This is a genomic window from Streptomyces sp. NPDC041068, from assembly GCF_040647455.1.
Lineage (GTDB): Bacteria > Actinomycetota > Actinomycetes > Streptomycetales > Streptomycetaceae > Streptomyces.
In genome coordinates this window covers 24,379-44,349 of the sequence record NZ_JBEZCG010000024.1, presented here as the reverse complement: position 1 = coordinate 44,349, position 19,971 = coordinate 24,379, and the positions used below count along the sequence as shown (strand labels likewise).

Annotated in this window: 19 protein-coding genes; 6 read left to right on the top strand and 13 right to left on the bottom strand. The window is 72.1% G+C overall.

Going from position 1 to position 19,971, the window contains the following annotated elements; all coding sequences use genetic code 11:
- Window positions 1-889: 889 nt before the first annotated feature.
- From AB0B50_RS39235 to AB0B50_RS39225, 3 genes are all read right to left on the bottom strand, one after another.
- Window positions 890-2,275 carry a hypothetical protein gene (locus AB0B50_RS39235; protein ID WP_362341029.1) on the bottom strand — a complete coding sequence of 462 codons (1,386 nt, stop codon included), beginning with the start codon at window positions 2,273-2,275 and terminating at the stop codon, window positions 890-892.
- Between the two features lie 67 nt (window positions 2,276-2,342).
- A complete protein-coding gene (locus AB0B50_RS39230) occupies window positions 2,343-2,507 on the bottom strand; it encodes a hypothetical protein (protein ID WP_362341026.1) in 165 nt (54 codons plus the stop codon).
- A 75-nt stretch (window positions 2,508-2,582) separates the two neighbouring features.
- Window positions 2,583-3,509, bottom strand: coding sequence for an AraC family transcriptional regulator (locus AB0B50_RS39225; RefSeq protein WP_362341023.1), 927 nt, complete (start codon window positions 3,507-3,509; stop codon window positions 2,583-2,585).
- A gap of 95 nt (window positions 3,510-3,604) precedes the next feature.
- On the opposite strand from AB0B50_RS39225, the gene AB0B50_RS39220 reads away from it, so the two are divergent.
- Entirely contained in the window at window positions 3,605-4,468 is an 864-nt protein-coding gene (locus tag AB0B50_RS39220) for an MBL fold metallo-hydrolase (RefSeq protein WP_362341020.1), read from the top strand.
- Here the strand turns inward: AB0B50_RS39220 and AB0B50_RS39215 are convergent.
- Window positions 4,449-5,168: a GDSL-type esterase/lipase family protein gene (locus AB0B50_RS39215; protein ID WP_362341017.1), complete on the bottom strand. Its 720-nt coding sequence runs from the start codon at window positions 5,166-5,168 to the stop codon at window positions 4,449-4,451. The two genes, AB0B50_RS39220 and AB0B50_RS39215, sit on opposite strands and share 20 nt — an antisense overlap.
- A 176-nt stretch (window positions 5,169-5,344) precedes the next feature.
- On the opposite strand from AB0B50_RS39215, the gene AB0B50_RS39210 reads away from it, so the two are divergent.
- Window positions 5,345-6,295 (top strand): WD40 repeat domain-containing protein, encoded by a 951-nt coding sequence (locus AB0B50_RS39210; RefSeq protein ID WP_362341014.1) that lies wholly within the window; start codon window positions 5,345-5,347, stop codon window positions 6,293-6,295.
- Window positions 6,296-6,307: 12 nt separating this feature from the next.
- Here AB0B50_RS39210 and AB0B50_RS39205 read toward each other — a convergent pair whose 3' ends face one another.
- Both AB0B50_RS39205 and AB0B50_RS39200 read right to left on the bottom strand, forming a co-directional pair.
- Window positions 6,308-6,589, bottom strand: a complete 282-nt coding sequence (locus tag AB0B50_RS39205) for a hypothetical protein (protein WP_362341011.1) — start codon at window positions 6,587-6,589, stop codon at window positions 6,308-6,310.
- A 49-nt stretch (window positions 6,590-6,638) separates the two neighbouring features.
- Window positions 6,639-7,409, bottom strand: coding sequence for a TetR/AcrR family transcriptional regulator (locus tag AB0B50_RS39200; RefSeq protein ID WP_362341009.1), 771 nt, complete (start codon window positions 7,407-7,409; stop codon window positions 6,639-6,641).
- A gap of 114 nt (window positions 7,410-7,523) precedes the next feature.
- Between AB0B50_RS39200 and AB0B50_RS39195 the strand changes: the two genes are divergently transcribed.
- Together AB0B50_RS39195 and AB0B50_RS39190 are read left to right on the top strand one after the other, a co-directional pair.
- The gene (locus AB0B50_RS39195) at window positions 7,524-8,507 is read left to right on the top strand and encodes an ATP-binding cassette domain-containing protein (RefSeq protein WP_362341006.1); all 984 of its coding nucleotides are present in this window, start codon (window positions 7,524-7,526) and stop codon (window positions 8,505-8,507) included.
- Window positions 8,504-9,334, top strand: a complete 831-nt coding sequence (locus AB0B50_RS39190; protein ID WP_362341004.1) for an ABC transporter permease — start codon at window positions 8,504-8,506, stop codon at window positions 9,332-9,334. The genes AB0B50_RS39195 and AB0B50_RS39190 overlap by 4 nt, the downstream gene beginning before the upstream one ends.
- A gap of 92 nt (window positions 9,335-9,426) precedes the next feature.
- On the opposite strand, the gene serC is transcribed toward AB0B50_RS39190, so the two are convergent.
- The 7 genes from serC to AB0B50_RS39155 all read right to left on the bottom strand — a co-directional run bounded on the left by serC (window position 9,427) and on the right by AB0B50_RS39155 (window position 16,424).
- Window positions 9,427-10,545, bottom strand: coding sequence for a phosphoserine transaminase (serC, locus tag AB0B50_RS39185; protein ID WP_362341002.1), 1,119 nt, complete (start codon window positions 10,543-10,545; stop codon window positions 9,427-9,429).
- Window positions 10,546-10,733: 188 nt separating this feature from the next.
- Window positions 10,734-11,954, bottom strand: a complete 1,221-nt coding sequence (locus tag AB0B50_RS39180; RefSeq protein WP_362341000.1) for a cytochrome P450 — start codon at window positions 11,952-11,954, stop codon at window positions 10,734-10,736.
- Window positions 11,951-13,222: a cytochrome P450 gene (locus AB0B50_RS39175; RefSeq protein WP_362340997.1), complete on the bottom strand. Its 1,272-nt coding sequence runs from the start codon at window positions 13,220-13,222 to the stop codon at window positions 11,951-11,953. The genes AB0B50_RS39180 and AB0B50_RS39175 overlap by 4 nt, the downstream gene beginning before the upstream one ends.
- Window positions 13,219-13,812, bottom strand: coding sequence for an ATP/GTP-binding protein (locus tag AB0B50_RS39170; RefSeq protein ID WP_362340995.1), 594 nt, complete (start codon window positions 13,810-13,812; stop codon window positions 13,219-13,221). The genes AB0B50_RS39175 and AB0B50_RS39170 overlap by 4 nt, the downstream gene beginning before the upstream one ends.
- A gap of 76 nt (window positions 13,813-13,888) precedes the next feature.
- Window positions 13,889-14,245: a DUF742 domain-containing protein gene (locus AB0B50_RS39165; protein WP_362340994.1), complete on the bottom strand. Its 357-nt coding sequence runs from the start codon at window positions 14,243-14,245 to the stop codon at window positions 13,889-13,891.
- Complete coding sequence (locus AB0B50_RS39160) at window positions 14,242-14,685, bottom strand: roadblock/LC7 domain-containing protein (RefSeq protein ID WP_362340992.1); 444 nt, start codon at window positions 14,683-14,685, stop codon at window positions 14,242-14,244. Before AB0B50_RS39160 ends, AB0B50_RS39165 begins: the two co-directional genes overlap by 4 nt.
- Window positions 14,682-16,424: an ATP-binding protein gene (locus AB0B50_RS39155; protein WP_362340989.1), complete on the bottom strand. Its 1,743-nt coding sequence runs from the start codon at window positions 16,422-16,424 to the stop codon at window positions 14,682-14,684. Before AB0B50_RS39155 ends, AB0B50_RS39160 begins: the two co-directional genes overlap by 4 nt.
- Before the next feature lie 157 nt (window positions 16,425-16,581).
- Between AB0B50_RS39155 and AB0B50_RS39150 the strand changes: the two genes are divergently transcribed.
- Together AB0B50_RS39150 and AB0B50_RS39145 are read left to right on the top strand one after the other, a co-directional pair.
- Window positions 16,582-19,431: an FAD-binding and (Fe-S)-binding domain-containing protein gene (locus tag AB0B50_RS39150; protein ID WP_362340987.1), complete on the top strand. Its 2,850-nt coding sequence runs from the start codon at window positions 16,582-16,584 to the stop codon at window positions 19,429-19,431.
- 126 nt (window positions 19,432-19,557) lie between these two features.
- On the top strand, window positions 19,558-19,827 hold the full coding sequence (locus AB0B50_RS39145; RefSeq protein WP_362340984.1) for a hypothetical protein: 270 nt from the start codon (window positions 19,558-19,560) through the stop codon (window positions 19,825-19,827).
- Window positions 19,828-19,971: the final 144 nt, after the last annotated feature.

Below are 19,971 nucleotides of genomic sequence, written 5' to 3'. Positions count from 1 at the left end.
CGCTACACGAAGGCTTCGCATGACGTCGTACGGCATCAGTGCCTGAACAGCGACGCGAAGGTTCTGCTCCTGTACGTGCAGGGGCTCTCGGAGGCGGACGCCTCCGCCGGATCGCTCGGCGAACACGCGGCGCGGCTCGGCATCAAGGGTCGCGCCTACCAGCGGGCGAAGCAACTCCTTGCCGATTACGGCTACTTGCACGCGTGGCGGTGGCAGGGGGAGCGGGGCCGATGGCTCACGGAGCAACTCCTGGCGAACGTCACCCTGACGGGTGAGGAGGCGGGGTGGGTCCGGGCCGGAGGCGGGCCGCCACCACCGCCGCCGAGTGCGCAGGCGCCGACGGTCGGTGGGCCGGGGACGCGGGAACCCGGTGGCTCTTACCCGGAAGAACAACAGGAGAAGAATCTTCCCCACCCCCACCCGAAGAGCCGGAGCCTGTCGCCGACGGTGAACTGGCGGAGGCGGAGAGGGTGTTGCTCTCGCTGAGGCACGTGGACAGGGGCCTGCTGCTCGGCGTACGAGAGGCGAGGGCTCTGGCGGGCTCGGCGGCGGAGTGGCTGCGGAGGGGGGGTCTCGGCGGGCGACCTGCGCCGGGCGCTGACGACGGGGCTGCCGGTGGACGGGGTGCGGTCGGCGGTGGGGTTCGTGCGGCATCGGCTGGTGCAGAAGCTGCCGGATCGGGCGGGGCCCGATCCGTCGGGCGTGGTGAGGGCCCGCTTGGTGACGTGCGCGGGGCCGGGGGATGAGCACGTCTTCCGGCCGGTGGGGGAGGAGACGCGGTGTGGGCGGTGTCGGGTCCAGGGGGCGGCCGTCTCTGGTGCCGGAGACGCCCGCCGCGCACGGCCACTGCCCTGGCGCGACCGCATGGCCAACGCGGGCGCCTGACAGCTCAGTCCGGCTCGCTGTCCGCGATCTGACGGCGGAGGGCTGCGGCTTCTTCGGTGCGGCCGTCCTCTTCCAGGAGGATCAGGAGGATGGCGAGGTTGTACGTGGCCTTCAGGTTGCCGTTGGTGTGGGCGTGGCGGTAGAGCTGTTCGGCTTCTTCGGTGCGCCCGTCGGCTGCCAGGAGGACGGCGAGGTTGTTCGAGGCGGCAGCGTCTCCGTCGTCGGCAAGGGGGCGCCAAGCGGCCTCGGTGATGTGGGGCTTGTTGGCCCGGTATGCGTTAACTCCGATAGGGAAGCGGCCATCCGCGTCAGCGGCCTTGCCGAGCGCGGCGTCCCAGAGCCAGTCAGGGACGGCTGCCTCCGTGCCATCGACCAGGTAGTCGAAGGCCGCCCACCGCTCCTCCTCCACCGGCACCAGCAGACTCGTCACCCCGAGCCGCACTCGCGACGCCCACGCGAACGCCTCCTCAAGAGACTCCGGGCGCAACGCCTGCCCGCCCGCAGCATCCAGGTAGCCGCCGTGCAGTTCGGCGAGCATCGCGCGCGAGTAGGGGCCCCGTAGCCCTGATCGCGTGAGGTCCACCGCCGTCGAAACCAGCGCCGCCCCTCGCGGATGCCCGTGCGCCCACCACGCGTGCCGCCACTCCCGAAGCAGCACGGGCCCAGCTGCCATGTACTCGGCCACCCCGTAAGCCCCATGGTGGGCAACCGCGTTCACGATCCGGGAGTCATCGCACTTCCCGGCCCGTGACAACTCGTCCTCGCTCCACAAGCGGTTCAGGTCCACGATCTCGGCACACCGCAGCACTCGTGCCCCGATGCCATCCTCCCGCTCGGCGCCGAACGTCTCGAACGGCTTGAGCCGCATCGTCGCCACCACCGGAACGCCCAGGCCGACGAACTCGTCCAGCACCTCGGGCTCAAGCCCCTTCGGCCCCAGGTACCGCTCAAGATCGTCCAGCCACACCACGCACGACAGCTCGGCCCGCGCCACTGCATCAGGCGCCTGCTCCAAGCTCTCCCCGGCCGGAGGTGCAAGCACTCGGCGCTCCGGGAACACCGCCCGCACCGCCTCGTACGAAGCCCGTGTCTTGCCCGCAGTGGAGTCGCCCACCACGACGACCAGGCCGCCCTGTGCGATCCGCCCGCGCAACTCCCCGTCCACGTCCCGCGCGACGTACGGCGGCAGCTTGCTCCCGTCCTCGCCGGGCCGCGCCCGATGCGCGCCGGCGGTCAGCGCGTCCCAGTCGGCGATGCACGGCCAGCGGTCGGGGGTGCGGAGATACCGGGGCAGTTGCTCGTCGGCCGACGGCGCGATCGTGACCTGCTGGATCGACTCGGCCTGGACGACGCTGCCCTGGCGGCCCCCGTCAACTCGGTTCTTCCCCATGCCTGTTCACGTTAGCCCGTTCACCGATCCGGTGCGGGCGGCGCGGCCCAGTCGCTCCGGCCCGCCGTCATGCTGCGTTCATGGGGTCCGGCGCCAGGCCGTAGTCCGCGTCGTGGTCGCGGGTCAGTGCGGCCAGCAGGTCCGAGTCGGCGTGGATCTCCGCTGTGTGCTGCCAGGCGGTGATGAGTTGGGCCACGGCCGTGCTGTCGGCGATCGAGTCGGTGGTGCGCATCGCGTCGACCAGTTCGACGGCGAAGGCGTGGGCGTCCGCTTCGGAGAGGAAGCGGACCCAGGGGAAGGCCGTTTCCTATGACGCGCGGGTGAGCGTCGCGCTGTGCGTCCGGTACCGACCTGGTGTCGTGCCGAAGGTCCGGCTGAACGCGTGCGAGAGGGCGTACGGGGAGCTGTAGCCGACCCGGCGGGCCACCGTGTCCAGCGGGGCCTTCGTGTCCCGTAGGAGCGTCGCCGCTCGGGACATTCGCCACCACGTCAGGTACGCCATCGGGGCGCTGCCCACCAGCGGGGTGAAGCGGCGGGCCAGCGTGGCGCGGGAGACGCCTGTGCGCGTCGCCAACTCCTCGTTGCTCCAAGGGAGTTCCGGGGAGGCGTGAATCAGGCGCAGCGCCTCCGCCACCACCGGGTCCGTGAGCGCCGCCGGCCAGCGTGCCGCTGACTCGGGGTCCGTCGTCCAGGCGCGCACCATGTAGACCAGGAGCAGGTCCAGGAGGCCCGGGACGGCCACGTCCGCGCCGGGGAGCGACGACCCCGCCTCCCTGCCCAGCAGATCAATGGCCGCCTGCAGTTCCGGGTGGCTCTGAGGTCTGCGCGGCAGGTGTACCACCTCCGGGAGTTCGGCCAGCAAGGGGTGCGGCTGGCCGTTGCCGTCCAGGCGGTACTTGCCGCACAGCAACTCCGCTGATGGGGACGACTGTTGGACGCATTCCGTCCCCTGCCAGTCCTCGAACCGCACCGCCCCGGCAACCGCGTACTCGTCGGCAGGGGAGTCCGCCAGCACATGTCCCGTTCCCCTCGGCAGCAGCACCGCGTCGCCCGCCGTCAGCGTGAACGGTGCGCCGCCCTCCGGCAGCAGCCAGCAACTGCCCTCCAGGACCACGTGGAAGCCCATTCCGTCGTACGAGGAAAGCCGGGTACACCACGTGCCGGATACCTTGATCCGGTTCGTGGTCGGCCGCCCGATCCGTACGGCGGAGATCGCATCGCTGACGACGTCCATGGAGAGCGAGCGTACGCGTGGTGTGAGACGTATGCGTATTCAGATGAGGCGGTCCGGCATTGAGGGGCTCACATCGGTCTCCTTACGGTCGACTCATGGACGTACAACACAAGGACACGCACATCACGTTGGGCGACGTCGACGCCCGTCGCGTCGTGGAGGTGCCGGACCTCTCCCTCGACGCCCGTTCCATCGTTCCCGGCATCCCGGAGGAGGTGTGGCGCGGCCACGAGGGTGACGTCGCCGCCGTGCAGACCTGGGTGCTGCGGAGCGAAGGGCGGGTCGTCCTCGTCGACACCGGCGTGGGCAACGGGCGGCGGCGGCCCGGCTCGCCGCACTTCGAGGGCCTCGACACCGACTTCCTCGCGCGGCTCGCCGCGGCCGGGGTGCGGCCCGAGGACGTGGACGTCGTCGTCAACACTCACATTCATGGTGATCATGTGGGGTGGAACACCCGGGAGGAGGGGGGAAGTTGGGTGCCCACTTTCCCTCGTGCCACCTACCTCATCCCCGCCGCCGACCGTGCCTACTTCGGTCCCGAGCGCGGCGACGCCGTGCGCGAGGACCACCGGGCCGTCTTCGCCGACAGCATCGCGCCCGTCGAGCGGGCCGGGCAGGCCGTGTACTGGGAGGGCACCCACCGCATCGACGCGCACCTCACCCTCGAAGCCGCGCCCGGCCACACTCCGGGGTCTTCCGTGCTGCGGGTCGAGTCCGGGGGCGACAGGGCCGTCTTCGTCGGGGATCTGCTCCACGTCCCCGCGCAACTCGCCGCGCCCGGCTGCAGCAGCTGCTTCTGCGAGGACCCGGAGCAGGCCGCCGAGACCCGGATCAAGGTCCTCGGGCGGGCCGCGGATGAGCGGGAGCTGGTCGTGCCCGCGCACTTCGGCGGGGCGGCGGGAGCGGTCGAAGTGCGGCGGGAGGGAGGGGGGTTCGCGGTCAGCCGGTGGGCTGCGTAGACAGGGGCGTTGCCGTCGCTGCCGTGTACGGGCCGCCGATGCCCCACCCCTGCGCCATCGCCTCCGCGAACGCGCCCGCCAGCTTGGCCTCGCCGCTCTCGTTCGGATGCGTGCCGTCGTACGTGTCGACATGGATGTCGTACGACGGCGGGCGCGAGGCCAGGAGGAGCGGGGACGCGCCCGTGTCCAGGTTCGCGACCGCCTTCGCGAGCAGCTCGTTGAAGCGGTCCACCTCCTCGGCGAACGGCGCGTCCGACTCGGCGCGGATGTTCGGGATCACGGGGAGCAGGACCATCCGGATTCGTGGGTTCGCCTCGCGGGCCCGGGCGACGAAGGCGTGCACGTTCTCCGCTGTCTGCTCCGCGTTCGTGTAGAAGCCGAGGTCGATCAGGCCGAGGGAGATGAGCAGGACGTCCGCCGGGTCGTCGGCCAGCGCCCCCGCGATCTGCGGGGCCATGTGCAGCCAGCCCTCGCCCCAGCCCGCGAGGTGCCGGCGCGGGAAGTCCGGGGAGGCGTCCGCGTAGTCGTGGGAGACGGGGGCGCCCGCCGCCTTGTCGTAGAGGGCGGTGCGCGGGCCCACCACCGCGAAGCCGTCGTCCCCGTACGCACTCCGCAGGTGCTGCCACATGCGGTGGCGCCAGGTGCGTTCCCCGGCGCTTCCGATCGTCATCGAGTCGCCGACGAACATGAACCTGAGCATCCGCTCATCATGGCGGATCAGGGGCTCCACCTGCGATGTGAGACCGAGCACGCCGCACGGCCGCCCCGGGGGATGGCACGCTTGGGCGCATGCGTTCGCTTCGGGGTGTTCCGTCTGGTCGTGTTCGGTCTGTTCTCGCCGGTGCCGGTATCCGTGCTGGTGCGATTGCCGGTGCTGTGCTGCTCGTCGCCGCGGGCGCGTCCGCCGCGCCCGCCTTCGCCGACGGCCACGACTCGTTCACCATCAAGGACCCGCGGATCGTCGAGTCCAGCGGCCTCGCCGCGTCCCGCGCCCACCCCGGCGTCTACTGGACGCACAACGACCAGGACAAGGGCGCCTTCCTCTACGCCGTCGACTCCAAGACAGGGGAGACGGTCGCCACGGTCACCATGACCGGGGTCGGTTCGCCGCGTGACGTGGAGGCCATCTCCGTCGGCAGTGACGGCAACCTCTACGTCGGTGACATCGGCGACAACATGGGCGGCACCTGGTCCAACGTCTGGATCTACAAGCTGCCCGAGCCGAAGGAGCTGAAGGACCAGACGATCCGTGCCACGCAGTACGTCGTGAAGTACGCCGACGGGGCGCGCGACGCCGAGGCGCTGATGGTGCATCCCAAGACGGGCCGGATCTACATCGCCGACAAGAAGGAGCAGGGCGGCAGCCTCTATGAAGGGCCCGCCGAGATGTCCGCGTCCCGCACCAACGTCTTCAAGAAGATCGCCGACACCGACATGTGGGTGACCGACGGCGCGTTCTCGCCCGACGGCCGACAGCTCGCCCTGCGCGAGTACTTCGGCGGTGCCTCCTTCGCCTGGAAGGGCGCGGGCAAGGCGCCGGAGCGGGAGGAGCGCCTGAGCGTGCCGTTCCAGCGGCAGGGCGAGTCCGTCACGTACACGACGGACGGCACGACGCTGATGTACGGCACCGAGGGCGCGCAGAGCAAGGTCACGTCCGTGGAGGTGAGCGGCAGGGGCGGCGGCTCCGACTCCGGCTCGGGCGAAGGGAGTTCGGGCGGCGGCGACGGAGGCGCAGGCGTCGACGGCGACTTCAAGACCGGCGCCATCGCGCTCGCCGCGGTCCTGCTGGCGTTCTTCGGTCTGAAGCGGCTGCTGCGCAAGAAGTAGTGCCGGTGCGGGTCACTCGCCGAGCGCCCGCACCTGGTAGTGCAGCGTCCTGTCCCTCCGCACCCTGTGCGCCAGCGGCACCACCACCCCGTGCAGCACCGGGTGCTTGCGCCGCAGGCGCTTGGCCTTCCAGGCCCGGCCGAAGGTGCGGAAGTAGGCGTGGTCGCCCTCGACGACGAGGTTGACGGGGGTACCGACGCCCGTGCCGTCCTTCTTGTGGCTGGTGAGCAGGACGACGTACTGCTTGACGAACGGGGCGAGCGCCGGGCTCGCGCCTGGAGGAGTCGACGTCATCTGTCCATCAAGGCACTGATCGCCGGTTCTGTCGTCCGTCCCGGTTCTGTCATCCGTTCCGCGCGCGTTGGGCGACCAGGACGTCGAGGCCGTCGAGGAGGCGCTGCAGGCCGAACTCGAAGTGGTCGAAGTCGGAGCCGAACGAGTCCTCGGTGAGGTTCGCGAGGACCGGGTAGCGGCCGCTGTTCATGATCCTTTCGAGGGTCGGGCCCTGCGCCTCCCAGAACGCCTCGTCCGTCAGGCCGCTCTTCTTCACCGCCTCCGCCTCGTGCACCTGGGTCCGGGCGACCCCGGTGACGTACCCCTCGACCATGACGATCACGCCGATCAGCTCGGGGTCGGTCAGGCCCATCGGCTTGATCCGGGACAGCGTGCGGTTCAGGCCGCCGACGGCGCCGGGGCCGAGGACCGGGCGGGCCTGGTTGACGTGGAGCAGCCAGGGGTGGCTGCGGTAGTCGGCGAGGGTCTCGCGGGCGTACGCCTCGACGCCCTCACGCCACGTGCCGGTCCAGGGCTCCTCGTCCTCGGGCGGGGTGTAGACGCGGTCCAGCATCAGGTCGAGCAGGTCGCCCTTGCCGGGGACGTAGCGGTACAGGGACATCGTGCCGGTGCCGAGCTCCGTGGAGAGGCGGCGCATCGAGACCGCCGAGAGGCCCTCGGCGTCCGCGAGGCGCACCGCCTCGGTGACGATCCGGTCCAGCGTGAGCCCCGGTTTGGGCCCGCGCGTCGGGCGTTCGCCCTCGCCCCAGAGCAGTTCGAGGCTCCGGGCGACCTCGCTGCCGGTGCGCTGTTCTCCGTCGCCGTCGTTCGTGCTCGTCATGGCTCTCACTTTATGCGGCGGCCCAGAAATTGGGTACACCGTACTCGTGGAACTGGGTACGGTGTACTCTCTATTGAGTACGGCGTACCCAGATAGTGGGGAGAGGGGCAGGCCATGAACGGGAACGGCTTCGCGGTACGGGCCGAGGGGCTCGAGAAGCGATACGGGGAGAAGTACGCCCTGAGCGGCTTCGACCTGCAGGTGGAGCAGGGCGTGGTGCACGGACTGCTCGGGCCCAACGGCGCGGGCAAGACCACCGCCGTGCGGATCCTCTCCACCCTCGTACGACTCGACGGCGGCCGCGCCGAGGTGGCCGGCGCCGACGTGGTGCGCGAGCCCGGCCTCGTCCGCGGCCGCATCGGCCTCACCGGGCAGTACGCGGCGGTCGACGAGGTCCTCACCGGGCGGCAGAACCTGGAGATGTTCGGCCGCCTCTTCCACCTCGGCGCCAAGCGCGCGGCCCTGCGCGCCCAGGAGCTCCTGGAGCAGTTCCACCTTCAGGACGCGGCGGAGAAGGGCGCGGGTCAGTACAGCGGCGGCATGCGGCGCCGCCTCGACCTCGCCGCCTCGATGATCCTCGCGCCCGCGGTGCTCTTCCTGGACGAGCCGACCACCGGGCTCGACCCGCGCAGCCGCCTCGAAGTCTGGGACACCGTGCGGGACTTGGTCGCGCGCGGCACGACCGTGCTGCTCACCACCCAGTATCTGGAGGAGGCCGACCGCCTCGCCTCCCGCATCACCGTCATCGACCGGGGCAGGGCCATCGCCGACGACACCCCCGACGGCCTGAAGAACACGGTGGGCGGCAGCCACCTCGACGTCGTGGTCCGTGACGCGGCAGACCTGCCCGCCGCGACCGAGGCCGTCGCCCGGGTCTGCGCGGGCGAACCGCTCGTCGTCGACGTGGAGCGGCGCGTGCAGGCCGCCGTGACCGACCGGGTCGGCGCCCTCACCGACGTCGCGCGGACCCTCCAGGACGCGGGCGTCCCCGTCGAGGACATCGGCCTGCGCAGGCCGAGCCTGGACGACGTGTTCCTGCGGCTGACGGGACAGACGTCCGACAGCGACCACGACCGGAAGCTGGAGGTGGCCGCATGAGCGTCGCCCTCACCGCCGACCCCTCGCGCGGACGGCTCTTCTGGGCCCTCTCCGACTCCTGGAACGTCACCCGCCGCTATCTGACCCACTACCTGCGCCAGCCCGTCACCATCGCCTGGCAGCTCGGCTTCCCGATCATCAGCGTGCTGCTGTACGGCTTCGTCTTCGGCGAGGCGATGAAGGTGCCCGGCGGCGGGGACGACGGCGACTACAAGCAGTTTCTGATGCCCGGCATGTTCGTGATGACCATGGCCTTCGGGTTCATGAACACCGCGATGGGCGTCGTCACGGACTCGACGAAGGGCGTCATCGACCGCTTCCGCTCGATGCCGATGGCGCCCTCCGCGGTGGCGTCGGGGCGCGGGCTCGCCGACCTCATCGTGGCCTGCGCCGAGCTGGCCATCCTCGCGCTGACCGCCCTCGCGATCGGCTGGCGCTCCAGCGCGGGGCTCCCGGACACCCTCGCCGCCTTCGCGCTGCTGCTGTTCCTGCGGTTCAGCCTGATCTGGGTGGGCGTCTTCCTCGGGCTCGTCGTGCCGTCACCGGAGGCCGCCGGCGGGCTCTACGCCGTCGCCTTCCCGCTCACGATGATCTCCAGCATCTTCGTGGCGCCGTCCCTGATGCCGGACTGGCTCGCGCCGATCGCCGCGTGGAACCCGGTGTCCTCCACCGGCACGGCTGTGCGCGAGCTGTTCGGCAACCCCGGCGCGGGCGGCGACAGTTGGGTCGAGCAGAACGCCCTGCTGATGTCCGTGGTGTGGCCCGTGGCGATCTCGCTGCTCTTCCTGCCGCTCGCTGTACGGAAGTTCAAGCAGCTGAGTCGTTGAGAGTCGAAGCTCCCCGTGCCCCGAAAGGGGCGCGGGGAACTGCGCGATCAGCCACATCGGACCCGCGGATACGGACCGGTCTCAGCGGAGCCCTACAGCTTCTCGATGACGTAATCGATGCACTTCGTGAGCGCCTCGACATCCGCCGGATCGACCGCAGGGAACATCGCGATGCGCAACTGGTTGCGGCCCAGCTTGCGGTACGGCTCGGTGTCCACGATGCCGTTGGCCCGCAGGGCCTTCGCCACCGCCGCGGCGTCGATCTCGTCCGCGAAGTCGATCGTGCCGATGACCTGCGAGCGCTTGGCCGGGTCCGTGACGAACGGCGTCGCGTACTTCGACTCCTCGGCCCAGCCGTACAGCGTGCGGGACGAGGCGGCGGTGCGGCCGGTGGTGAACTCCAGGCCGCCCTGGCCGTTCATCCAGTCCAGCTGCTCGGCGAGCAGGAAGAGCGTGGCGAGTGCCGGGGTGTTGTACGTCTGGTTCTTGCGGGAGTTGTCGATCGCGGTCGGCAGCGAGAAGAACTCCGGGACGTGGCGGCCGGACGCGTGGACGCGCTCGGCGCGCTCGATCGCGGCCGGGGAGAACAGGCCGATCCACAGGCCGCCGTCCGCGGCGAAGGACTTCTGCGGGGCGAAGTAGTAGACGTCCGACTCGGCGACGTCGACCGGGAGGCCGCCCGCGCCGGAGGTGGCGTCCACCAGGACGAGGGCCCCGGAGTCCGCGCCCTCGACGCGCTTGATCGGCGCCGCGACACCGGTGGAGGTCTCGTTGTGCGTGAGGGCGTAGACGTCGACGCCCGCCTCCGCCTTGGGGTCCGGGTGTGTGCCGGGGTCGCTCGTGATCACGGTCGGCTCGGCCAGCCACGGGGCGAGCTTGGCGGCCTTCGCGAACTTGGAGGAGAACTCGCCGAAGCTGAGGTGCTGCGACTTGCCCTCGATCAGGCCGTGCGTCGCCACGTCCCAGAAGGCGGTGGATCCGCCGTTGCCGAGGATCACCTCGTAGCCCTCGGGGAGGGAGAAGAGGCTCTGCACGCCCTCGCGCACCCGGCCGACCAGGTTCTTGACCGGGGCCTGGCGGTGGGACGTGCCGAGCAGGGAGGTACCGGTGGCGGCAAGGGCGTCCAGCGCCTCCGTCCGCACCTTGGAGGGGCCCGCGCCGAAACGTCCGTCGGCGGGCTTGATGTCAGCGGGAATCTGGATCTCAGCCACGGGGGGAGCCTAGCGGCTCAGGGCGCGGGGGTTCTTGGGGTGTCCGGCGGCTGAGATCGCTTTGTCACTTGGCGTGGACGTCGCGGGGCGCTGCCCCTGACCCCGCTCCTCAAACGCCGGAGGGGCTGGATTGGGGTCGGGCAGGGCTGGATTGGAGCCGGGCGAGGCCGGGTTGCGACAGGTATGAGCTACTTCAGGAGCCTCACGGGCAGCTCGTACAGATCGTTCTGCGTCACCACCGGCTTGTTGCGGAGTTCGGAGCGGGGGACCGCCAAGGTCAGGTCCGGGAAGCGCTCGTACAGGGCCGGGAGCGCCACGCCCGCCTCCAGGCGGGAGAGGGCCGCCCCGGGGCACACGTGCGGGCCGTGGCCGAAGGAGATGTGGCGGGTGGGGGACGTGCGGGTGATGTCGAAGTCGCCCGCGGTCGGGCCGTGGGCCTGTTCGTCGCGGCCTATCGCGCCGTACGACACGATCAGCGCGTCCCCCTTGGGGATCACCTTGTCGCCGACCGGGACGTCCTCCGTGGCGAAGCGGATCAGGACGTGCGTGCTCGGGGTCGAGTGGCGCAGGGTCTCCTCCACCACCGCGTCCCAGCCGACCGTGCCGGAACGGACGAGCGCGAGCTGGTCGGGGTGGGCCGAGAGGTTCACGACGGCGTTGACGATCAGGGAGATCGTCGTCTCGTGGCCTGCCGCGACCATCAGCTGAAGCGTGGAGAGGATCTCCGCGTCGGTGAGGTGGTCGCCGTTCTCGGAGGCCTGGATCAGTGCGCTGGTCAGGTCGTCGCCCGGCTCCGCGCGGCGGGCCGCGACGACCTTGCCCATCATCTCGGCGAGCTCGCCGAGGGTCGCCACGACCTCGTCGGCCGGCGTCTGGGTGGAGAAGAACTTGTCGAAGAGGAACTTCAGACGGGGGTGGTCGGCCTCGTCGATGCCCATCAGATCGCTGATCACGTGCATGGGCAGCGGGTAGGCGAACTCAGCCTTCAGATCGACCACTTCTGAGTCGGTGGGGACCTTGTCGAGCAGGGTCTTCGTCAGCTCCGCGACCCGCTCCCGCATGCGCTCCACGCGGCGCGGGGTGAGCGCCTGCGCGACCAGCGAGCGCAGCCTGCGGTGCTCCTCGCCGTCGACCGTCAGCATCGAGCGGCCGGGGTTGGCGAGGCCGATCAGCGGCCAGTCGGCGGGGATCTCGCCGCGCCGCCAGGCGCCCCAGGCCTCGATGTCCTTCACCAGGCGCTTGTCGGTGAGGAGTTGGCGGGCCTCGGCGTGGTGCGTGACCGCCCAGACCGGGACGCCGCCGGGCAGCTCCGCCTCGGCGAGCGGGCCCGCCGCGCGCAGCCGAGCGCTCTCGCCGTCCAGGTCGGTGACGAACGGGTCCAGGGCGATGCGGTCGGAACTGCCGTTCATCTGAGGTCTCCTAGCGCTGAGGTCGGGGTCGGGGTGAACGTCACCGGCAGGTCGGTCAGGCCGCGCAGCCAGGGCGAGGGGCGGCGGGTCAGGGCCTCGGCGGGCACCGCGAGGTCGAGGTCGGGCAGGCGGTCAAGGAGTACCTCGATGCCGGTCCGCGCGATGACCTCGGCGACTTCCTGGGCCGGGAAGGGGCAGCGGTGCTCGCCGTGGCCGAAGGAGAAGTGGGCGCTGTTGCCGCCGGTCAGGGCGGAGCCGTCGGTGCGGACCTGCGGGTCGGCGTTGGCGGCGCCGAGGCCGAGCAGGAGCAGATCGCCGGAGTTGACGCGCCGCCCGCCCAGCTGGGTGTCGCGCGATGCCCAGCGGCCCGCGACGTTCTGCGTGGGGGTGTCCTCCCACAGGACCTCGTTCATGGCCTCGGCGACGCTGTGCCTGCCGCCGAAGAGGGAGGCGGCGAAGCGGTCGTCGGTGAGCATCAGGCGCAGCGAGTTGCCGATCCAGTCGGCGGTCGGCTGGTGGCCCGCGGCCATCATGACCATCAGGTCCTGGGCGATCTCCTCGTCGGTGAAGCCCGTGCCGCCCTCGGGGAGTTGGGCCTCGATCATGTACGAGGCGACGTCCTGGCCCGGCTTCTCGTGCTTGTCGGCGATCAGCGCGAACATCGAAGAGGCGAGGTGCTGCTGGCCCGCGAGCGCCCGCTCGCGCCCGTCGATCATGTCGTTCATGGCGGTGACGAGGCCGGGGCCCCGCTCGTCGGAGAAGCCGTAGATGCGGGCCAGGACGCGCACCGGCAGAAGCATCGCGTACTCGGCGATGATCTCCGTGGTGCCCTTGCCGCAGAACCGGTCGATCAGCTCGTCCGCGAACCGCTCGGCGTGTGCCTTGAGTTCGAAGGGGTCGACGGCCTCCAGGGCGTGGGCGATCATCGCGGCGCGCTCGACGTGGCGCTCGCCGACGGTGTAGAGGATCGACGGCTGCTTGTGGCCGATCATCGGGAGCAGCGGCCAGTCGGCGGGGATGTTCGGCCACTGGTTCCACAGCTCGGAGTCGCGGCTGAACAGGACGGGGTCGCCGGTGACCTGGTGCAGTTCGCGGTAGCCGAGCACCAGCCAGGCAGGGATGTCGCCGTCGAGCAGCACGGGCGCGACGGGGCCGTGGTCGCGCCGCATCTCCCGGTAAAGACGGGTGGGTTCGGTGGCGAACCGCGGCCCGGACAGCGGGACGGGACCGGGCGCGGCGGCGCCGGCACCGGTTACGGGGCAGGTCACTTGGCGGTCTCCTGTGGGGCGTCTCGCCGCTCTGCGTACAGCGACTTGAGGTGTTCCACGAGCGTGATCAGTACGTTCTTGCTGGACTCGCGGGAGCGCGCGTCGCAGTCGAGGAGCGGTACCCCGGGGTCGAGGTCGAGCGCCTCGCGCAGCTGCTCGGGGGTGTGCGCGGGGCCGCCGAAGTCGTTGCGGGCCACGATGAACGGCGTGCCGTGGTGCTCCAGGCGGTCGATCGCGTACCAGGAGTCCTCCAGGCGGCGGGTGTCGACGAGGACGACCGCGCCGAGCGTGCCGGAGAAGAGGCGGTCCCACAGGAACCAGAAGCGCTCCTGGCCGGGGGCGCCGAAGAGGTAGAGGACGTTGTGGGCGTCGAGCGAGATGCGGCCGAAGTCGAAGGCGACGGTCGTGGAGGTCTTGCCGCGCAGGCCTTCGAGGCCGCCGGTCTCGTCGATGCCCGCGCCGGCCTGCGTCATCGTCTCCTCGGTGTTGAGGGGACGGATCTCGCTGACGGAGCGGACCAGCGTGGTCTTGCCGACACCGAAGCCGCCGACCACGACGATCTTCAGTCCGTTGTCGGCGGTGGCGGTCAACTCCCGGCGCCCGGAGGCAGGTTCGGCTGTCTGCGTCCGGTCGGATACCTGTGTACGGTCGGATACCTGCGTACGTTCAGAGATTGCGGAGTCCAACGAGCACCTGCTCCAGGATGTCGGGGTCGGGAAGGCTGCGGTCGGCGGCCGCGCGCGGGTGCCGTGCGCTGATCCGGCCCGCGTCGAGCAGGTCGGAGAGCAGGATGCGCGTGATGCTCACCGGCAGGCCGAGCTCGGCGGCGATCTCCACCACGGCGGTCGGCAGATGGCACAGGCGCAGGATCGCGGCGTGCTCGGACTGCATGCCGGGGACCGGGCCGGACTCGGCGACGACGAGGGTCACCAGGTCGAACGGGGTGTCGGGCGCGGACCGGCTGCGTCCCCCGGTGAGGGTGTAGAGGCGGTCCGGGGAGTCGTCCCGGCCGGGGCGGCTCATGAGGCGGGCAGGGTGCGGGCGCCGTCCGTGCGGGGCGCGGCGCGCAGGTGCTCGCCGAGCTGTTCGACCAGCTCGCTCATGGTGTGTCCGACGTGGCCCGCGTCGGCGTCCTCGGCGGCGATGACCGCGAGGTGCGCGCCCTCGCCCGCCTCGACGATGAAGAGGATGCCGCCGTAGAACTCGGCCATCGCCGAGCGGACCCCGCCGCTGCCGTCGCCGAACTCGGCGGACGCGCCGTGCGACAGGGACTGGATGCCGGCGGCTATCGCGGCGAGCTGGTCGGCCTGGTCGACGGAGAGCTCCGGGGTGCGGCAGAGCTTGAGGCCGTCCCGGGAGAGCACGAGGGCGTGGCGGGCGCCGGGGGTGCGCTCAAGGAGCCCTTCGAGGAGCCAGGTGAGCTTGTCGTCGGTGGTGCTGCCGGGGGTGGTGCCGGTGGTCATCGGGGGGTGTCGCCTTCCGGGTGCGGGGGAGTTGCGGGGACGTCCGTGGCCTCGGGGCCGGAGGAGGCCGGGGGCGTGGCGCGGACGGCCTGGCGGAAGCTGCTGAAGCGGGCCGCGGTGTCGGCGGCGGCGCGGGGACGGATCCGGGTCTCGCCCGTGTCGCTGTCCGCGCGGGCACGCTCGGCGGCGGCGAGGGTGCGGCCGCGGGGTCGCTTGGGGAGGGGCGCGGACTCGGCGGCGTCGTGGGTGGCGGCATCGGGGGTGCCGGCCGGGGATTCGTGCGTGGGCACGGGGTCGCGGTCGACGCGGTCGAGAGGGGCCTCGGGGATGACGGTCCCGGGTGTGGCCGGGGAGGTGCCCGCGTCCGGGGTGTTCTCCGGAGCCGCGGCGGCCGGGAAGCTTCCGGGCGGCGGGGGTTCACCGGGGGCCGCGGAGTCGGCGGGGGCCGCGGGTCGGGCCGGGGCCGGGGCGGGGGACTCCGTGGAGTCCGGGGTGGAGTGCGGGGTGCCGGTGGCGGACGCGAGATCGGCCGGGCCCGGGAGTGGGGCCGGGGTCGAGGCCGGGGGCGTGGTCCGGGGTTGCGGCAGGGCCCGTGCCTGGGGCTGCGGCAAGGCCTGCGCCTGGGGCGGAGCCGTCTCCGAGGGGCGGGAGATCAGCTCCTGCGGTATCAGCAGGAGCACGCCCGTGCCGCCCCGTGCCGAGGGGCGGAACGACACCGTCAGGCCGTGCTTGCGGGCCAGCCTGCCGACCACCGCGAGGCCGAGCCGGGTGCCGGAGAGGCCGCCGAGGCCCTTGGTCTCACCGGACACGGCGTGCTCGGCGCGGCGCTGCTGCACGGGGCCCATCACCAGGCCGCTGTCCTCGACGGAGATGATGACGCCGGCCGCGACCTCCTCGATGTAGACGTGCACCTCGGAGGTGGGCGGCGAGAAGTTCGCGGCGTTGTCGAGGAGTTCGGCCAGGGCGTGCATGACGCCCTCGGCGGCGTGTCCCGCGACGGCGACCTCGCTGGCCGAGTGGACGCGCACGCGCTGGTAGCCGCCGATGCGGCCCATCGCGCCGCGCAGGATCGACTCCATGACGATGGGCCGGGCCCAACGGCGGCCCGAGCGTGCGCCGGTGAGCACCGCGACGGAGTCGGCGATGCGGCCCGCCTGCGCGGTCCTGTGGTCCAGGTGGAGGAGGTCGGTCAGGACGTCCTCGTCCGCGTGCCTGCCCTCCATCTCGCGCAGGTCGGCGAGCATGCCGGTGGCCAGGGCCTGCATGCGGCCCGCCGCGTTGGCGCACGCGGCGAGGGCGGCGGCGCGCTCGGACTCGGCGGTGCGGGCCCGCACGGTCAGCTCGGTCCGCTCACGGGCGAAGTACTCGGTGAGGGCGGTCCGCTCGCGGGTGAACTCCTCGGCGCGTGCGGCCTGCTCCCGCGCGATCCTGTCGGCGTCCTGCCGTGCGTCCGTCACGTGCTCGCGCAACAGGGAGTTGGCGCGCAGGGTGTGGAAGGCCAGCGCCACGGCGGCGCTGAGCGCGAGGGACGCGGCCCCGCACCCCCACGCCAAGGGGGCGCGCACGGAGGCGGGCGCGAGGGCCACGGCTGCTCCGGTGAGCGCCGCGGTGACCAGGGCGCAGGCCAGCAGGACGAGCGCGGTCGGGCGCAGCGGGGGGTTTTCCCAAGCTCTCGACTCCGCTTGAGCAGGGGAGGCCCCACTCGTCCCGGTGCGCGCTAGGGGGGTTGGCGCGGTCATCAATCGGGGTCCTCGATCGGAAGCGACACTCTCTGCTCAATGCGTGGTCACTATAGGAGAGTTGTCGACCGAGGTGGGAATCATTCCGTCCGGATCGTGAAAATACGGGTGGGGCGGGGTGGTCCGGAGGGGCCTCTGCGGATGCATGCTGGACGGTATGAGCGATCTCGACGGCGACTCCGGCGGCCTCGTACGCGACCTGCGCGCCGCCGTGCGCGGTGAGGTGGATCCCTCCGTCACCGCGCGGGCCCTGCACACGATGGACGCCTCCAACTACCGCCGCGTGCCCGACGTGGTGCTCGCCCCGCGCGACGCCGACGACGTGGCGTCGGCGCTCGCGGTCTGCCGGGAGCGTGGCGTGCCCGTCGTGGCACGCGGCGCGGGCACCTCGATCGCCGGGCAGGCCACGGGAATCGGCGTCGTCCTCGACTTCACCCGGCACATGCGCCGGATCGTCTCCCTGGACCCCGAGGAGCGCACGGCCGTCGTCCAGCCGGGCGTCGTCCTGGACGACCTGCGCTCCGCCGCGGCCCCGCACGGCCTCACCTTCGGCCCCGACCCCTCCACCCACAGCCGCTGCACGCTCGGCGGCATGATCGGCAACAACTCGTGCGGCTCGCACTCGGTGGCGTGGGGGACGACGGCGGACAACATCCGTCATCTGTCGGTCGTCGGCGGCCGGGGCGACACCCTCCGCATCGGCCGGGGCTGGGACGGCGCCCCCGAAGGACTGCGCCCGCTGGTGGACGGACACTTGGCGCTCCTGCGCACCGGCTACCCCGACCTGCCGCGCCGCATCTCCGGCTACGCCCTGGACGCGCTGCTCCCGGAGCGCGGCGTCGACCTGGCCCGCGCCTTCTGCGGCTCGGAGGGCACGCTCGGCGTCGTCACCGAAGCGACCGTACGACTGGTGGAGGCGCCCCGCGCACGGGCGCTCGCCGTCCTCGGGTACGTGGATGAGAGCGCCGCCGCGCAGGCCGCCGCGGGCCTCCTTCCGCACGGCCCGCTGACGGTCGAGGGCATGGCCGCCGACCTGGTGCGTGACGCCGGAGGGCTGCCCAGGGGCGGCGCCTGGCTCTTCGTGGAGACCGGCGGCGCGAGCCCGGCCGAGGCCCGCGCGCGTGCCGAGGCGATCGTGCGGGCGGCCGACGTGACGGACGCGGTGGTCGTCGACGACCCGGCGGGACAGCGGGCCCTGTGGCGGGTGCGCGAGGACGCGAGCGGCACCGCCACCCGCATGCCCGACGAGGGAGGCACCTCCCTGTCCGAGCGAAGCCGAGGGCTTGGGGGAGAGGCCTGGCCCGGCTGGGAGGACTGCGCGGTGCCGCCCGCCCGACTCGGGGACTACCTGCGGGACTTCAGGAAGCTGCTCGGCGAACACGGCCTGCGCGGCACCCCGTACGGACACTTCGGGGACGGCTGCATCCACGTACGCATCGACTTCGACCTGCTCAGCCGCGAAGGCGTCGCCGGCTTCCGCAGGTTCTCCGAGGACATCGCCGAACTCGTGGTCGCGCACGGCGGATCGCTCTCCGGCGAGCACGGCGACGGACAGGCCCGCGCCGAGCTCCTGCCGAAGATGTACGGACCCGAGCTCGTCCGCCTCTTCGAGCGCGTGAAGGACGTCTGGGACCCGGCGGGCCTGCTCAACCCGGGCATGCTGGTGCGCCCCGCGCCCCTCGACGCCGACCTGCGCTTCGACCCGCTGCCGCGCGAGCCGGTGGACGTCGCCTTCGGCTACCCGCACGACGGCGGTGACTTCTCGGCGGCGGTCAGGCGCTGCGTCGGGGTCGCCAAGTGCCGCACATCGACGACGACTTCACCCACCGGGGTGATGTGCCCCTCCTACCGCGTCACGGGTGAGGAGGAGCACTCCACGCGCGGCCGCGCCCGGCTCCTGCACGAGATGCTCGCGGGCGAGGTCGTGACCGACGGCTGGCGCTCGACGGAGGTCAAGGACGCCCTCGACCTCTGCCTGTCCTGCAAGGGCTGCCGCTCGGACTGCCCGGTCGGCGTCGACATGGCCACGTACAAAGCGGAGTTCCTCCACCACCACTACGAGGGACGCCGCAGGCCCGCCGCCCACTACACGATGGGGTGGCTGCCGCGCTGGCTGCGGGCCGTCGCGGCGACCCGCACGGCCCGGCTCGTCAACACTCTTGCCCGCGTGGGCCCGTTGGCGGCGCTCGGCAAGCGGCTCGGCGGGATCGCGCCGGAGCGTGCGGTCCCGGAGGTCGCGCCGCGGACGCTGCGGCAGTGGTGGCGCGGCAGGCCGCGGACCGGCGCCCGCCCCGACGTCGCGCTCTGGCCCGACACCTTCACCGACCACCTCTCGCCGTCGGTGGGGCGGGCCGCGGTGCGGGTCCTGGAGGACGCGGGGCTCACGGTCGGGCTGCCGCCGCGAGGCGTGTGCTGCGGCCTGACGTACGTCTCCACGGGCCAGCTCGACCGCGCCCGCGCCGTCCTGCGCGCCACCCTGGACCGTCTGGGGCCGCTCCTGGACGCCGGGGTGCCGGTCGTCGTCCTGGAGCCGAGCTGCGCCGCCGCGCTCAAGACCGACCTCGTCGAGCTGCTCGGCGACGACCCGCGTGCCCACCGCCTCGCCGCGGCCGTCCGCACCTTCGCCCAGGCCCTGGAGGAGCTGGCCCCGCAGTGGCGGCCGCCGCGCGTCGACCGGCCCGCGGTCGGCCAGACCCACTGCCACCAGCACGCGGTTCTCGGCGACGCGGCGGAGCGGCGGCTGCGCGAGAGCGCCGGACTCGGCGGCGAGTTGAGCGGCGGCTGCTGCGGGCTCGCCGGCAACTTCGGCTTCGAGCAGGGCCACTACGACGTGTCGGCCGCCTGCGCCGAGGAGCAGCTGCTGCCCGCGGTGCGCGACGCCGCGGAGGGCGCCGTGGTCCTCGCCGACGGGTTCTCCTGCCGCACCCAGTTGGGGCAGTTGGCGGGGGTGCGGGGAAGGCACCTGGCAGAGGTCCTTGCGGAGGAGCTTCCTGGGCCGAAGAGGTGAAGCCCCAACACCTCTGCCGAGCTGGGCCGTTGCGGATGTCGACAGCGTGATGCGAGTGCCGGAGCGGCACTCCGGGGCGTGACCGTCGCACCCTGCGGAGCACGCTGTCGGAAGGACTGACCAAGCATGAAGATGGCCAAGGCTGCTGCGGGTGTCGTCGGAGTCGCGCTGGCGCTCGGGGTTGCCTCGCCCGCCCTCGCCGCTCCGTCGCCGAGCGAGGACAACCAGCTTGTGGACTCGAACACCGTGTCCAAGAACGAGGTCAAGAACCCGCTCAAGGACATCAACATCAAGGTGATCGCCGACGCGGTCGCGAAGGCCGCGGACAAGCTGGCCACGAAGAACGACCTCGCCAGCAAGACCAACGCCCTGCAGGGCGCGAAGGTCGGCCGCTAGCCAGCGGATTCGGGCCGCTCGCACCCCTGGCCCCGGGGTGCGGGCGGCCCGTTCCGTTGCCCGGAGCGGGACGAAAGTCCCGTCCGGAAGGGACCTTTGCGGGTGGGTTCCGCTGTCCGGTTCCGGCAGGATCGGGATGGTTCA